The organism is Collimonas sp. OK607 (assembly GCF_900111995.1).
GTDB lineage: Bacteria > Pseudomonadota > Gammaproteobacteria > Burkholderiales > Burkholderiaceae_D > Collimonas.
This window is the reverse complement of record NZ_FOKF01000010.1, coordinates 1-14190: the sequence shown is the minus strand read 5'-3', so window position 1 is coordinate 14190 and position 14190 is coordinate 1. Positions and strand designations below refer to the sequence as shown.

Annotated in this window: 15 protein-coding genes; 4 read left to right on the top strand and 11 right to left on the bottom strand. The window is 54.3% G+C overall.

Annotation, left to right across the window (positions count from 1 at the left end; translation table 11 throughout):
* Positions 1–113: 113 nt before the first annotated feature.
* On the top strand, positions 114–596 hold the full coding sequence (locus BM029_RS09100) for a substrate-binding domain-containing protein (RefSeq protein ID WP_170851027.1): 483 nt from the start codon (positions 114–116) through the stop codon (positions 594–596).
* A gap of 96 nt (positions 597–692) precedes the next feature.
* Positions 693–2060, top strand: coding sequence for an alpha/beta hydrolase family protein (locus BM029_RS09095; RefSeq protein ID WP_092434955.1), 1368 nt, complete (start codon positions 693–695; stop codon positions 2058–2060).
* 49 nt (positions 2061–2109) lie between these two features.
* Here the strand turns inward: BM029_RS09095 and BM029_RS09090 are convergent, their stop codons facing one another.
* The 4 genes from BM029_RS09090 to BM029_RS09075 all read right to left on the bottom strand — a co-directional run bounded on the left by BM029_RS09090 (position 2110) and on the right by BM029_RS09075 (position 5057).
* Positions 2110–2469 carry a nuclear transport factor 2 family protein gene (locus tag BM029_RS09090; protein WP_092434952.1) on the bottom strand — a complete coding sequence of 120 codons (360 nt, stop codon included), beginning with the start codon at positions 2467–2469 and terminating at the stop codon, positions 2110–2112.
* A gap of 14 nt (positions 2470–2483) precedes the next feature.
* Complete coding sequence (locus tag BM029_RS09085) at positions 2484–3359, bottom strand: helix-turn-helix domain-containing protein (protein WP_092434949.1); 876 nt, start codon at positions 3357–3359, stop codon at positions 2484–2486.
* 424 nt (positions 3360–3783) lie between these two features.
* The gene (locus BM029_RS09080) at positions 3784–4245 is read right to left on the bottom strand and encodes a Rid family detoxifying hydrolase (RefSeq protein WP_092434946.1); all 462 of its coding nucleotides are present in this window, start codon (positions 4243–4245) and stop codon (positions 3784–3786) included.
* Between the two features lie 494 nt (positions 4246–4739).
* Positions 4740–5057 carry a hypothetical protein gene (locus tag BM029_RS09075; RefSeq protein WP_092434943.1) on the bottom strand — a complete coding sequence of 106 codons (318 nt, stop codon included), beginning with the start codon at positions 5055–5057 and terminating at the stop codon, positions 4740–4742.
* Positions 5058–5467: 410 nt separating this feature from the next.
* Here BM029_RS09075 and BM029_RS09070 point away from each other — a divergent pair, with 410 nt between their 5' ends.
* Positions 5468–6280: a glutathione S-transferase family protein gene (locus tag BM029_RS09070; RefSeq protein ID WP_092434940.1), complete on the top strand. Its 813-nt coding sequence runs from the start codon at positions 5468–5470 to the stop codon at positions 6278–6280.
* 345 nt (positions 6281–6625) lie between these two features.
* On the opposite strand, the gene BM029_RS09065 is transcribed toward BM029_RS09070, so the two are convergent.
* The 3 genes from BM029_RS09065 to BM029_RS09055 form a co-directional block, all read right to left on the bottom strand.
* Positions 6626–7192 carry a phasin family protein gene (locus BM029_RS09065; protein WP_092434937.1) on the bottom strand — a complete coding sequence of 189 codons (567 nt, stop codon included), beginning with the start codon at positions 7190–7192 and terminating at the stop codon, positions 6626–6628.
* A gap of 111 nt (positions 7193–7303) precedes the next feature.
* Complete coding sequence (phbB, locus tag BM029_RS09060; protein ID WP_092434934.1) at positions 7304–8044, bottom strand: acetoacetyl-CoA reductase; 741 nt, start codon at positions 8042–8044, stop codon at positions 7304–7306.
* 174 nt (positions 8045–8218) lie between these two features.
* Positions 8219–8860, bottom strand: a complete 642-nt coding sequence (locus BM029_RS09055) for a response regulator (protein WP_092435242.1) — start codon at positions 8858–8860, stop codon at positions 8219–8221.
* 464 nt (positions 8861–9324) lie between these two features.
* On the opposite strand from BM029_RS09055, the gene BM029_RS09050 reads away from it, so the two are divergent.
* Positions 9325–10929: a PAS domain-containing sensor histidine kinase gene (locus BM029_RS09050; protein ID WP_092434932.1), complete on the top strand. Its 1605-nt coding sequence runs from the start codon at positions 9325–9327 to the stop codon at positions 10927–10929.
* Positions 10930–11393: 464 nt separating this feature from the next.
* Here BM029_RS09050 and BM029_RS09045 read toward each other — a convergent pair whose 3' ends face one another.
* From BM029_RS09045 to BM029_RS09030, 4 genes are all read right to left on the bottom strand, one after another.
* Complete coding sequence (locus BM029_RS09045) at positions 11394–11690, bottom strand: recombinase family protein (protein ID WP_092434930.1); 297 nt, start codon at positions 11688–11690, stop codon at positions 11394–11396.
* Between the two features lie 49 nt (positions 11691–11739).
* Positions 11740–12564 (bottom strand): transporter substrate-binding domain-containing protein, encoded by an 825-nt coding sequence (locus tag BM029_RS09040; RefSeq protein ID WP_092434928.1) that lies wholly within the window; start codon positions 12562–12564, stop codon positions 11740–11742.
* Between the two features lie 308 nt (positions 12565–12872).
* Complete coding sequence (locus BM029_RS09035; RefSeq protein ID WP_371329105.1) at positions 12873–13115, bottom strand: hypothetical protein; 243 nt, start codon at positions 13113–13115, stop codon at positions 12873–12875.
* Between the two features lie 13 nt (positions 13116–13128).
* On the bottom strand, positions 13129–13578 hold the full coding sequence (locus BM029_RS09030; RefSeq protein ID WP_092434926.1) for a ribonuclease H family protein: 450 nt from the start codon (positions 13576–13578) through the stop codon (positions 13129–13131).
* Positions 13579–14190: the final 612 nt, after the last annotated feature.

Here is a 14190-nt window from a genome sequence, read left to right as displayed (position 1 = left end):
TGAGGAAAGCCCGGGTTTGCGTTGATAGCTTTGCTTTCCGCCGCCATTCCTGGCAAGCGGGAACGCCTCTCAGTCACAAGCCTTTCATATTTTTAGTTATCCACACAGGGACTATGAAAAATTCATTCTCGAAAATGTTTTGGATGGTGGCAGCATCTTTCTTCCTGGTGAACCCAGCGTTCAGCGAGAGCGTCGTAACCGGCAATGTCATGGGCGCTCCCTACATGCACGGGCTGTACATGGCCCTGGCCGATGACTTTAGTTCTATCGAAAAGCCACTCTCGTTAAAATATTCTGATAGGAAGACGGACGAATTTGCCAAGAGCGTTTCATCTGGTGCTGCGGATTTTTCGGTTTCGGATGTTGCACTTACGGGCAAGGAACTGGAAGAGCGCAAGCTTATTCAGTTTCCATCAATGGTTACCGCAATTGTCCCCGTAGTGAATCTTCCGGGAGTCGAGTCGAATAAGTTGATCCTCAATGGCGTGGTGCTGGCAAAGATCATGACTGGCGAGATCGTTGTTTGGAATGACGAGTCGATTCGCGCCAAGGAACAAAAAGCGATGTCCAGCGAAGGCACGGTGCCGCTGGGCTAGTGCCAATTGACCACTGCGTAGGTTTGGCTCAGGCGGCATAGTTGCCTTGTGGTAAATATATCGGGTAGGATTTGGCACCTACGTCAAGGAATTCAAATGCCATCCACCAAAGCTCGAACCTCTACTATTTTCCGCTATTCAGTATTTGCGCTTGCCTGCTTTTCAGGCGCGGCTTTTGCCCAGTCCCTGCCGACGGCGGCGCCGGCCTGTCTTACGGGCGCCTACCGTTCACCGGCGGGCGAGATCGTCACCCTGACCCAGCGCCCGGGTTTTCCGCAGACATTGCTGGTGACTGATTTCAACGGCCGCAGCGGCGTCTTTGAGGTGGCTGGTGACGGCGTATTGAACGCCGCGCAGGACGCCGATAATCCGGCCAGGTTGGCGGGGCGCCTGACTTATGCCGGATGCCAGGCCACTTCGCTCGACTTGCAGTTTTCCGGCGCTGATGCGCAACGGTGGTCGCGGTTGCCGCTGCGGATTACCCGCACTCGTTTCATGTCCGGTGCGGTGCAGCTGAATGGCGAACTGATCGAACCGATGGCCGGCGGCGACAAACCGCCACTGTTCGTGCTGGTGCACGGATCCGAATCGAGCGCCACGGTGGATGCCAGCAACCATGCATTCCTGATGGCGAGCCAAGGCGTCGCCGCCTTCTTGTTTGACAAGCGCGGCACTGGTGGCTCAGGTGGCGTTTATACCCAGGATTTCGTGCTGTTGGCGGGCGACGCCGCAGCAGCGGTAGACGAGGCGCGCCGGCTGGGCGCTGGCCGTATCGGCCGCGTCGGCCTCGCCGGTTTCAGCCAAGGCGGCTGGGTCGCGCCGCTGGCAGCGCTTAAGGCACAGGCGGATTTCCTGGTGGTCGGTTATGGCGTGATCGGTACGCCGATCGAGCAGGACCAGTGGCAGGTTGACTACCAGTTGCGCCAGCTCGGCTACGGCGAAGATGTGATCGGCAAGGCGCGTACGCTGACTGCCCTGGCCGGCAATGTCGCGGCATCGGATTTCCGTCGCGGCATGCCGCAATTGCTGCTGGCTAAGGATAAATACGCGGGCGAGCCTTGGCTGGCGAAAGTCGATGGCCAGTACAGCGGCGCACTGCTGCGCGGCGAGGTGGAACGGGCGCGCAGCGAAAGCCCGCAAGTGATCTGGCATTACGATTCGCTGGCGGTGCTGCGGCAGCTCGCCATCCCGCAGCTGTGGGTGTTTGCGCAAGACGATTCGGTGGCGCCCAGCGCGCCGACCATCGCGCGCCTGAATGCCTTGCGCGGCAGCGGCAAGGATATCGCGATTGCGGTTTTTCCGCAGTCGGATCACGGCATCCGTTCGTTTTCCGTGATGCCTGACGGTAGTCGCAAATATCTGGCTTACGCGGCCGGCTATGATCGACTCTTGGCCGACTGGATGAGGCAGAAGCCTTTGTCTCCGGAGGTGCAGGAGAGGATGCTGGCACCGACGGCCAGGTGAATTTTCGCTTACCTCAGTGCAAAGACCTGGCCCCACCTCTGTGTAAATTTCAAGAGTTATTCTCAAAAAATCCATTCATGCGGACCAATCTGCCTTGATCGTCATACTCGCCGTAACTTATCCCGGTTCCCACAGTTATGTTCTCTTGCGTTTTCATTTCCCAGTTAGCGATGCTTTTTTGATGGTGAGACATGAAACAGGTTGTGACGAAATGGGCGCCGGGAATCTGTTGATGCAAATTCTCCATGTAATTGATGAGCTCGTCCCATGATGCCGCTTGCGTTAGCGGGTCTGTGTAAACGGCGTTATCCGCGAGTGCCTCTGAAAATATAGCCAGCCTCTCCGCCTTGCTTGTCATTTTCCAGGCAGAGGTATATTTTTCCCACGTCTTCTCAAGATCTGCATTCATGTTTTCTGCTCCTGTCATGATCGATTTATCGGGATGGCATAGTGCATGACCGATTCATTCGAGCTGGGGTTATAGCCCGCGCCATAGAACTCCAGATCGGCCGTATTTGCGTGTCTTCTTCCGCTGCGCGGCAGCCAGGTCGAGTAAATGTAGTTGATGGTGTTGTCGATCAAGCTGACGGCGCCGTTGTGCGCAAATTTGGCGTAGGTGCATGCCGGGATTTTAATCGCCAGCATTCTGTCCGGGATATCCATGAGCGCCGTCACTTCAATCGCACAAAAATATTCCAGTTCATCGCTGTTCTCTGTTATCTGCCTGACGACGCCGTAACAAGTCCCGCCGACCGTGTTCTTGATTTCGGATAGCCGGGGAAGGAATTGCTGCCACAGAGGCGGGAGTTTTTCGCCAATATTGTTTTTCTCCGAGTCGGTGCCAAAGAAGCTTGTCCTTAGTCCCACAAGATGCATTTCCTTTTGCTCATAAATTTCGGGGACGGTATTCATCCTCTTGTTGATATGTTCAAGGTAGTCTTGGTCGAACTTTACCTTTTGCGGGAATGGGCGTCTCTTTCCAATTTTGCGATATTCAGCCGGCGTAGTATCAAACGCGGATTTAAACGCCCGTGTAAAGCTTTCCTGGCTTTCAAAATCCGCTTCCATTGCGATGTCGATGATTTTTTTGTCGCTGTTCAGCAGCTGATCAAGTGCTTTTCCGAGTCTTCTCGAGCGGATGTAGTCCTTGACTGTGTCGCCCGTCAGTCCTTTAAAGATGCGTTGAAAATGCCATTGACTAAGTCCGGCACCGCTTGCCACTGCATTGATGGAAATTGGCTGGTCAAGATTGGCTTCGATGTAATCGACACTGCGTTGGATTTGATCGAGGTAATTCATCAGTTCTCCTTTGTGGAAGAATGATAAAAGGATTTAAATCCGGGGTTTTGATATTTTGTGCTCGATTTTGGGTGGCATGGCAGCCGATGCGTATCTTCGGAATTCCGAAGATAGGCTAGATGCCATCTGGGAAAGTTTCGGGTTCAAGCACGCGCTCATCGTCACAGCCCAAGAAGTTGATGCTGGCAGTGGTTGCGGAAATGGAATGCGGCTTGCTGGTTGCATATTCCGCTAAAGTTGACCACCATCGCTGGTAGTCGTTGACCGGTTCAACGCTGTTTCGCCGGCATTGACTATGCTTACCGAGGGTTTGTGGCGACTATATACTGTCAGGCGCGAAGGGGCGCAGTCGGTAAAAACCGTCCGGTCGAGCAATCAACCACGATGAACAGCTTCGGAATCAAGGAACCGTGAATCGCCTCCGCTATTGCGGTGGTACCCGCGCAATAAAGTCCATTGTGATGGTTGCGCCCCCAGGTATTTTTTCGACTTGAATAGTTGTTCTCGCAGGCTTATGGCTTCCGAATTTTGCTGCCATCGCCTCATTCATCTTCGCAAAGTCGGCGAGATCTGTCATGTAGACGGTTACTTTGACCACGTCTGTTAGCGAGCAACCGGCACCGAGTAAAACAGCCTCAAGGTAATCGATAACACGATTTGTTGCTGCGACCATATCGCCCTCGATCAGCTTGCCGGTCACAGGATCACGCGGGGTATATCCCGCTGTAAAAAGCATTCCGTTTGAGACCACGCCTTGCGAATAAGGGCCGACTGCTTTTGGAGCGCCGGGAACAGCAACGAATTTCAATTCATTCGATTGTAAGTTCGCACATCCGCCAAGGGCAATGGCTGCAAATAGCGTTGATATACAAAATAGACGCGTCATTTTGATACCTCTTTGGGTTGGTTTGTTGCGGATAACTCTGGCTAAGGGATTGGTCCATTGTAGGAATGATGTTGTCGAAATGATAGGCAATATTAAAAATGCACCATGACGCAAACCAAATAACTGCGACCAGACGAACTGGCAACCTTGAGACAACAACTACCGCAATGAACAATGAAAGGGTGTTTAGCGTTTTAAACTCGAGGTAGTAAGGTCAACGCCATCAGGATAAGTCGGGGCGGGTCAGCACAGCAGGTCAGCCAGAACCGATGCTGTGGTCAATTCGCGCCAGCGCCTGCAACTGGTCGAGCGCACAAGGATCGGTTCTGCCCGCGATAAGGCGGAGGCAAGACGTTCGATACGCCACTTAAATTGGCCGCGACGCAGCGCCAAGCTATATCTACGGCCTATCGTAGCGTGCGCGGCCCTATGACGTTCCTAGGGCCAGGTTCACACCTAGGCATCGGCAGACTGGGAATTTTTAGTCATGGACTTTAAACATCCTTTGTCTGGGAATGTTTGTCGCTAATACCATATCTAGCTCGCTGATCCCCCATCAAACTGCGCAATTCTCCAATCGTGAGATCACTGATTTCGTGCATGCGGATTAGCAGTGATGCGCCCACCGGCAAACGGCGATGACGGATTTTGCTGATGACCGGCGGTGCCACTTCGAGTGCGCGGGCGAGCGCCGCATCATTTTTCAACAGCAATTTTTTGCTCAAAAAATCAAGCAAGTGATCTGGGTCATACGTCACCAGTTCGTTGAGATTGTTGTTGAGTGGAGCGAACGGGGTAGGGTGATTACTCATATTGAATTGACTCCCTGTGTTGTCTTTATTGTTTTTAAATGATGTTGTTATTAACGCAAAAAAAATACTTTTCAGTCATAATTGTTGCAATGTTGTATGTCTGGCACTTTCGAGTAAGTCGGATTGTTGTCATTATTGCTTGTTAATAATATACCAATCCCCGAGCTTGGCAAGTTGGATATTGCGTCACCGGTGGCTGGCGTTGGTGACAGCATCGGGGTCGTGATCTTGGACATGGCGGGTTCCTGGCCGGTGAGCCTGGGCTTGTTCTTGACGTACTAGGTGCGGGCAGACTGTGGTTGCATGCGTGATTTGGGCAATGGAGACAGGCCCTATTTGACATCGTGCTGTATTCCGACGGATATTTGATCCGTAACCGAATCGCAAGCCCGACAAGGAGCATCGTCCCAATGACGGACAACAGTGCTACCCCCGCCGTTCTGATTACGATGCCACACAGCCACTACTGCGAGAAGGCACGGTGGGCGCTCGATTGGCTCTCGCTGCCGTATCGCGAAGAACCGCATGTGCCGTTGCTACACCGGTTGGCAACGATGCGCAACGGTGGCCGCAGTGTACCGGTATTGATATATGGCGCGGGTCGCTTCACTGATTCTACCGACATCCTGATTCATGCGAATGCCGTTTGCGGCGGCGACCTTCTTTATCCACGCGACTCGGCACTGCGAAAAGAAGTCGAAGCACTTGAGGCGCGTTTCGACGAGAAACTCGGCCCGCATACGAGGCGTTGGGCTTATGCGCAATTGCTGACGGAGCGTCGCCTGCTCCGTCAAGTGATGTCGCGTGGCGTACCACGTTTCGAGGCTGGCATACTGCCGCTAATCATGCCGGGTGTGGTCCGCCTCGTCCGCACAGGGTTGAGGATTACGCCGGAGAATGCCCGTCGCTCCATTGAACGCGTGCATGGCGTCTTCAATAACGTCAGCGAACGACTTAGCGATGGGCGCCAATTCTTGGTCGGCGGACGTTTCACTGCCGCCGACCTGACGTTTGCAGCGCTCGCCGCACCTGTGCTGTTCCCAGCGGGCTACCGTGCCGCCTATCCCGCGCTCGACAAGGTACCTACCGCGATGCGCGACGAGGTGCTGCGCCTGCGGGGTACCGATGCCGGACGATTCGCGCTGCGCTTGTTCTCGCAAGAACGAGACCGAAGGTTGGCCGGCGAAGCTCGACATGCTCTGGACGTATCAGGCTCGGGCTAACCGTTGCGAGATGCGCGAAGTCGGGCAATACCGGCAAGCCTGACTGGCAGGCTATCTTTCACCGGTTGAAAGATAGATCAGATGTCGTCAGGGAAAACTAAGGGGTGCGTGTGAAGACTCGACACGGCCCGGCAAGCTGATTCGCACTGCCACTGCTCCTGGACGACGCGATGCCCGGCCTTGCGGTCAACACCGGCGAGCTGAATGTCTGCTATACGTGTAAAGATTGCGACAATTGACGTTGACCTGGTAAAGACCGCTTTTCGGTTCTGAGAGGGCAGATTGGGCTTGCGCAAAAGAAAATGGGCCGCTAAGCGGCCCGTCAAAACCTGTCACGCAAACTCGTTACTTCTTGTTAGCCTGATTAACAGTTTTTCCTACTGTTTGCGAAAACTGGTCCGTGACCGCAGTCAGATTGGTTTCCAGCGCTTCCACTGCTTGTTTGGCGGTTTTGGTCAACTGCTCGTAGCCGGCGTTGGCGTTGTCAAAGGATGATTTCAGTATCGCTACCGCGCTTTCGGAACCGGCGGGTGCATTTTTGGCGACTTCGTTCAACAACCCGATTACCTTGCTGTGGGCATTGGCAATTTGCGCTTCAGTAGTTTTGGTGAATTCAACGTGGGTGCTGGACGCAATGGCAGCCAGGTGACGGCCATAGGCCAGCGCCTTTTCCGTATTCGGCTGTGCTTGCGCTGCGCTCAGCGCGAAAAATTCCTGTGGGTCTTTGGCGGAGAGCAGTTGCTTGGCTGTAACCGCAGACTCTGCAGCAGACGCTTTGGCGGCGCCGACATTTAATTCGATAACTTTTGCGACACCTTCGAGCGCTGTGCCGGTCAGCGCATTGATCATGGCGAGTTGGGCCTCGAAGTTGGCCTTGATAGCGCTTGAAAATTGTTCTGAAATCGAAAACATGGATTTTTCCTTGAGGTTCAATAGGTGCTTTAAACAAGCTGCCACCGATATGGGGTGCAGCAACAATTAGGGTGCGTTACCGTCATATATGACTACAAACAGTGCGCACCTTTAGGACATATGTTGGCCGCCATTGATGGCGATATTCGCTCCGGTCACAAAGGCGGCCTCATCTGCAGCAAGATAGGCGACCAAACCGGCAACTTCTTCCGGCTTGCCCAGGCGGCCCATCGGGATCTGCGGAATGATCTTGCTGTCGAGTACGTCCTGTGCAATCGCCATCACCATCTTGGTGCCGATATAGCCAGGTGAAATAGTGTTCACCGTCACACCCTTGCGCGCTACTTCGAGTGCTAATGCTTTGGTAAACCCGTGCATGCCGGCCTTGGCCGCCGCATAATTGCTTTGCCCAAACGCGCCTTTTTGCCCATTCACCGACGAGATATTGATGATGCGGCCCCAGCCGCGCTCGACCATGCCATCGCACACTGGCTTGGTCATGTTGAATACGGAATCGAGATTGGTGTGCATTACCGCATCCCAGTCGGGTTTATCCATTTTCTTGAAGGTCATGTCGCGCGTGATGCCGGCGTTGTTGACCAGCACATCGACCGGGCCGATTTCCTTCTCGATGGTGCGGATGCATTCCCTGGCCGACTCGTAGTCAGCCACGTCGCAAGGATAGGCGCGAAACTGGTAACCTTGTCGGTCCATCGCTGCCAGCCATTCGTTGGCCTTGGTATTGCCGGGTGAATGGGTTGTGATTACTCGATACCCCAGAGCTGCCAATTTGATGCATACCGCTTCACCTAAACCGCCCATGCCGCCAGTCACTAATGCAAGTCTTGCCATGTTGCTGTCTCCTGATATCTGATTTCGTGATGCTATTGAAAATGACGCTGCTTACTGTATGAAGACGAGAGAAGTATGCTGAAGTCAACCAGGGGTTGCCATAGGTATTTACCGCATTTTTTTGTAAGTGTTCAACTACAAGGGGGGCATATATTACGAGGCGATTAAAGCAAATCAAGTTAGTAGACCATTTTCGAGTGCATAACGGGCCAGTTTAGCGTTGCTATCCATCCCCGTTTTTTCCAGGATACGGGTGCGGTAAGTCGTCACGGTGTTCGGACTCAGATGTAGCGTCTTGGCAATATTGATAATTTTTTCACCTGCAGCGAGCAACTTCAATACCTCCAGCTCCCGGTCGGATAGCGCAGCATGCCGCGTCCTGTTGCCTCCGCCAATGACGTCGATATATATTTCTGTCAGCTCGGGGCTAATATGCCGGCCACCAGCCGCTGCCTTCCGAACTGCAGCAACCAGGGTCGCTGCAGACACCGTTTTGGTGAGATAGCCGGCAGCACCATGCTTCATTGCACGCAAGGCGTAGATATCTTCCGAATACATGCTTAGCATCAGAACGGCGAGTTTTGGTTTCTCTGTCCGTAACGACTTAAGGAGGTCAAGGCCATTCGTTCCCGGTAACGCGATATCCAACAGCGCAACGTCGAAATCATTGTTGCGGATAAGTTGCATGGCGTCCTTCGCCGTCTCCGCCTCACCCGTAACTTCAATGTCGTTCTCTGTTCCCAGCATCAGGCGCACGCCGTTGCGGGCAATGCTATGGTCATCCACCAGCAAAACTCTGATATTGCGCTTACTCATTTTTCTCTTTTTCTCTTTTATTGGTACATGAAGCATTTTATGCGGAGCTGTACCCTTGCTTCATTATCAGTATCGTTCATACCGCGTGCTGTTGGTAGCGTGGCCTGTGAAACGCTAACCGACGATGGTTTTGGTTGCGTCTTGACGGGCGACGGCCATACCGGCAGCTTGTCGTCATTTGCCTTTGTATCGGCGGTATTTTCGATGGCTACCTGATCCTAGGCGCTTGTTGTTGGCTTCTGGTGTGAGCCAGGCCGGCCGGTTATTTAAAGCCCATTCATTTGCGCTTTAGCGATAACATGTTTCTCCGTTGATGCTGCGGTCAACCAGCTCAGGCCAAGCGCGTCGTTTTTTGCAAATCCCATATTTTTGTAAATATAGAATTCGGATAACCAGTGCACAGAATCAGAATAACGGCGTTCGGCAGCGGCCCAAAACCAATCGACGCCAAGCAGTCGTTGCGCATGTACCGCTATTTCATGGCGGCCGGAACGTCATTCTTGGCGCTGGGCCTGCTGTTTGCCTGCTATCTGCAGGGCGCTCTGTCTAGCGCGGCATTCTATCAAAGCGCCACGCTCGTCCTGCTTGCGGTCCTGGCCTTCTATATCATGTTCCGCTCGGGACTCAATCTGAGGTTCAGCGACCCGAGTCTCACCGCTCCGCAAATGTTGATTGCGACCCTGGTTATCCTGTACGCCATGTACGCCGCTGATGGGGAGCGGGTCGTGTTCCTTGTACTCCTGCTGATGATCTTTCTGTTCGGCGTGCTGCGACTCACTGTCCGGGCATTAATGGCTTACGCTGCGGGTATTCTGTGCGCCTACGGCGGGGTGATCAGCCTGCTGTGGTATTTCAAGCCGCACTCGCTGGACCTGGGTCTGGAACTGCTGCAGTGGCTGGCCCTTGCGTTCACCTTGCCTTGGTTCGCCCTGATGGGCGGGTTTATCAGCGGGCTGCGCAAGCAGTTGCATCAGAGCAATAAGGACCTGCAAGACATGTTACAAACGGTTCAGGCGAGTGAGGCGAACCTGAACTTGACTCAGAGCATCGCAGGACTCGGTGGCTGGGCGCTCGACCCAGTGCTTCGTTCCGTCACATGGACTTTGGAGACCTACCGGCTGTTTGGTATCGATCCGGCGCTGCCCGCCCTCTACGGCGGGCAATACCTGCGGCTCGTGCATCAGGAAGACCGCCGGCATTACCACGAACTGATACAGACGGCGTTGCGCGAAGGCCGCGATTTTGACGACCAGTTCCGCATCGTACTCCCCACCGGCGAGATTCGCTGGATGCATGCGCGGGGACATCCGCTCGTCAATGCCGATGGGCACACGACGCTCTTGCGCGGCACGGTCGTGGATATCAGCGAACGCAAGTTGGCGGAAGCCGTATTACAGTTGTCGCATGAGAAGTTGCACGAACTGGTGGCTTATCAGGAGCGTATCAAGGAAAACGAGCGCATCCGCATCGCACGCGAAATTCATGACGAACTGGGTGGTGTGCTGACCGGCATCAAGGCCAACCTGTCGGTCGCAATGACTCAGGATGACCGCGCCGGCAAAGTTCCCAATCCGCGCCTGCTGGATGCCTGTGCATTACTGGACGCGGCGGTAGACACGGTGCGCCGAGTGATCACCGACTTGCGGCCCAGCGTGCTGGATCAACTCGGGGTGTGGGCCGCGCTGGAATGGGTTGCCGCACAAATCGAAGCGCGTAGCGGTTTTCGCTGCCACGTCAGCATCGATCCTTCTGCCGAGGAATCCGTCATTGACGCGGAACGCAGCACGGCGCTGTTTCGTATTGTGCAGGAAACGCTCACCAACGTGGCGCGTCATGCCTATGCATCGCAGGTCGACATTCGGGTGATGCATGAAGATGGTTGGATCAGGCTGGAGGTGGAGGACAATGGCAGGGGCATCGATGCCGGCCAACTACCCAACCGCCAGTCCTGGGGAATCGCCGGCATGGCCGAACGCGCACGCTATTTTGGCGGGGACATCAGGATTTCCGACACATCGCATGGCACCCTGGTGGTGCTGCGATTACCGCTGGAAAACCCGAAAGGCTGATAGAAAATCAGGGTGGGGCTGTTGGATGGCCATGCAATCGAGCACAACAGCATCCTTCTTATTTGGCGGTCTTTCACTGAAGGTCAATTTGTGTTGCGTGAATTTGGCCTATCGCACTTTCGCCTCCACAGAACGATTATGGAAAACGAAAAGAAAAAAGGTTCCAGCTACATCAAAGCGTGATATTCAACAGCCAGCCGGTCACGCCGCCCCCAAAAAAAACGACTAGCCAAGGCGGAAACCTCCAGAACATCAGGGCAACGAGTGCGATTAGTACCAACCCGAAGTCTTCTAGCTTGTACACGGCGCTGGTCTAGATTGGCAGGCCCATAGAAGACGCAGGCGGTGGCGCCATTGGTACGGCTACACCCATGGCGCAGTCCAGCGCATCCAGTAACCCAATCATGCAGACATTTAGCTGCTGCCAACAACCACACGGCTATGCCATATGATATCCCGGCTGTTTAACGCAGCCGCTCGATGTAATTGTATAAGGTGTTCCTGCTGATCCCGAGGTCACGGGCGATTTTCGCCTTCGGTTCCCCATGCTCGACGCATGCGGTCAACTCACCTACTTGTTGCGGAGTCAGTTGTTGCTTGCGGCCTGTGTAAACGCCTTTGGTTTTGGCGATGGCGATGCCTTCGCGCTGACGCTCGTGGATCATCGACCGCTCGAACTCAGCCACGGCACCCAGGAGCGTCAGCAGCAGGTTGTTCATCGCGCTATCGTCGCCCGTGAAGATCAGGTCCGGGGAAAGCATCAGGGTCCAGCATGCTCGTTGTCACGGCCAGGCAAGCAGATAGGAGGCATTACGGTCGAGACGCTGCCGGCGCAACCACTGCGTCCTTGAACCCCGCTTTGTCGAAGGCCCGGCGGACGATCCCAGTCGCTTTCGCGGTTTCGATGAAATCGGAAACGAATTCGAGCGCGGCAGGTCGGTTCTTTGGCACCGCCACGGCGACGCCCTCGACATGAAAGGAACCATCCAGAACGCGCGCACCGGGAACTTGGGCAGCGAGACCCGCAAGCGTTTCGCGTCCCGCAGCGGCCACATCCACTTTCCCAGCCCGCACCTGCTCCTGAATCTCGGCAAGTGTCTTGAAGCGGAGCAGAGTCGCGTTCTTCAGAGCCTGCTGCCGATTTCGGGCTGTAACCGATCCCTCCGCAACAGCGATCCTTACGCCGGGACGATCCACATCCGCTTGAGCGCGGATTGCGGAGCCGCTGGGAACGAGATAGGTGAACTCGAAGCGGTAATATGGAGGCCCGTAGTCCAACACCTTCGTGCGTTCCTCATCGAACGGGAGAAAAGTGACGTCCCACACACCGTGGTGGGCCGCTTCGAGTAGTTCCACGTAGTTGTCATACAGCATGAACTCTACCGGTGCGCCAAGTCTTTCGCCGAGCGCGTTAGCCAAATCTACTGCCACACCCTGCGGGCGACCAGTCGCCGGATCGAGCGTCGCGCGGAACGTGTTCGCTGTCGGCCCCACAGAGATCGCGACCCTCACTTTGCCGGTTGGTGTGAGCTGCTGTCTCACGGCATCAGAGCTTCCATCGTTTTGCGGCGCCGCGCAGGCGGTTAGCGCCGCAGCGATAAGAACGAGGCCGAACTTGAATAAACTCATCTTCATTTCTCACCTCTGCGGATATGATGCATATCAGGCATGGATCTCCCAGTACTTTTTTAGACGTCAACGAAGACAGCGATGATAAAACCGGCTTGCGATAAGGACAATCGTCTTGAATTCCGGCATCAACCGGGAGCACACCCTCCCAATCAATGCAGGTGCAACACCAGCGAATTGATCCGCTTTGACCAGCGCTGGACGTCAGACTAAACCGGCATGGTGGTGGTCATAACACCAGCGCCTGCAATTGGCTACAGGGTGACCTGTAGCGCTAGGGTACTGGCTTTCCCCCACTATTGCAGCACCAAAGATTAAGTTTCCTTCAATTCGATTCGTTTAAGTCGCTGCCCGTGAATGCCCCACACGCAATCGATGCCATCCACCGAGCCACACAGTGCCCAGCCGTTTCCGATCTTTTTCGCAACCACCATGTTGCCAATTTCAGCGGCCAAGCGTTCAGCCCAACGCGTTGCTGAACCCTGTCCTTTGAAAAGCTCATTTCCTTCGACGATTACAGTCGCATCGAAAACAGGTACGGCAAATAATGTCATCATAGATTTTCCATTCTCAAGCCGCGTTCCTGCGCGCTAATGCAATCGCCTCACCAACCAGTACGTCGGCTTGCTCATTATATTTATCGCCGCTGTGACCTTTAATCCAGCGCGTAGCAACTTTGCGGGCATCCGCTACATGGTATAGCCGCTTCCATAATTCAAGGTTCGCAACCAGCTCCTTTTTTGAGTTGCGCATACCATTTCTTTCCCATCCACTACGCCACTCTGTTAAGCCTTTGAGGACGTACTGGCTATCTGACACCAGCTCTACTTTGGAATCCGCAGGAATGAGCAAAAGACCTTCTATCGCAGCAGTTAGCTCGGCAATTTGGTTGGTGCCATGTCCAATAAATCCGTTGTGGTGCGAGACAACTTTGTCCGGGGCAATAATGACCGCGCCCCACGCGGCAGGGCCGGGATTAGAAGGGGCCGCACCACCATCTGTGTATACAATCCAACTCATCCAAATTTCCTTTATGTTTCTTTAAGCAACGACAATGCGAGATTGAGCGGATTTTCTTTACATCCCCCGGCCGATTCCTAAGAATAATAAATATAGTTCGTGCACAATTTGATCAGCTCAGCTAACCGGTCCACATCACCCCGATTGAGGAGAGCAACTCGTACTTCTTCAATTTGAGTATAGCTGGGGGGGGATCTCTGCAAGACTATGACACATCCTCCAGCGCATGCAACTGGATAGGCATTCGCATGTAGCGCTAGGGGAGTGCCTCAAATAGCGCCCGACCCATCTCGCCGGTACAAAAATCAGGTGAAGGTCCATTATGTCGATTCCCATCCGCATGGATTTTTCCCCTCCCACCCCCTCGATCTATTGAGAAGCTGGTGCGCGACCTCATGACTGCCATGGCCTGTGGGTTCCTCCCGGCTAGGTCGGCTAGGGATGCATGGCACCTGCAAGGGCATGAACTCCGTGTAGAAATTCATTGTCCATCAGTTCGCACACCACGTCAGAGGGAAGGCTGCGGTGGTCAAGTAATTTCGGACACAACAATAGGTTCTTTTTCTGCCATTTTCCGCTCATAGGCGGCGGGCGGCAGATTGCCCAATACTG

Bases quoted from the DNA above. Each gene is read 5' to 3' on its own strand.
- BM029_RS09100 (WP_170851027.1), top strand. From the start codon at position 114: ATGAAAAATTCATTCTCGAAAATGTTTTGGATGGTGGCAGCATCTTTC.
- BM029_RS09095 (WP_092434955.1), top strand. From the start codon at position 693: ATGCCATCCACCAAAGCTCGAACCTCTACTATTTTCCGCTATTCAGTA.
- BM029_RS09090 (WP_092434952.1), bottom strand. From the start codon at position 2,469: ATGAATGCAGATCTTGAGAAGACGTGGGAAAAATATACCTCTGCCTGG.
- BM029_RS09085 (WP_092434949.1), bottom strand. From the start codon at position 3,359: ATGAATTACCTCGATCAAATCCAACGCAGTGTCGATTACATCGAAGCC.
- BM029_RS09080 (WP_092434946.1), bottom strand. From the start codon at position 4,245: ATGACGCGTCTATTTTGTATATCAACGCTATTTGCAGCCATTGCCCTT.
- BM029_RS09075 (WP_092434943.1), bottom strand. From the start codon at position 5,057: ATGAGTAATCACCCTACCCCGTTCGCTCCACTCAACAACAATCTCAAC.
- BM029_RS09070 (WP_092434940.1), top strand. From the start codon at position 5,468: ATGACGGACAACAGTGCTACCCCCGCCGTTCTGATTACGATGCCACAC.
- BM029_RS09065 (WP_092434937.1), bottom strand. From the start codon at position 7,192: ATGTTTTCGATTTCAGAACAATTTTCAAGCGCTATCAAGGCCAACTTC.
- phbB (WP_092434934.1), bottom strand. From the start codon at position 8,044: ATGGCAAGACTTGCATTAGTGACTGGCGGCATGGGCGGTTTAGGTGAA.
- BM029_RS09055 (WP_092435242.1), bottom strand. From the start codon at position 8,860: ATGAGTAAGCGCAATATCAGAGTTTTGCTGGTGGATGACCATAGCATT.
- BM029_RS09050 (WP_092434932.1), top strand. From the start codon at position 9,325: ATGTACCGCTATTTCATGGCGGCCGGAACGTCATTCTTGGCGCTGGGC.
- BM029_RS09045 (WP_092434930.1), bottom strand. From the start codon at position 11,690: ATGCTTTCCCCGGACCTGATCTTCACGGGCGACGATAGCGCGATGAAC.
- BM029_RS09040 (WP_092434928.1), bottom strand. From the start codon at position 12,564: ATGAAGATGAGTTTATTCAAGTTCGGCCTCGTTCTTATCGCTGCGGCG.
- BM029_RS09035 (WP_371329105.1), bottom strand. From the start codon at position 13,115: ATGATGACATTATTTGCCGTACCTGTTTTCGATGCGACTGTAATCGTC.
- BM029_RS09030 (WP_092434926.1), bottom strand. From the start codon at position 13,578: ATGAGTTGGATTGTATACACAGATGGTGGTGCGGCCCCTTCTAATCCC.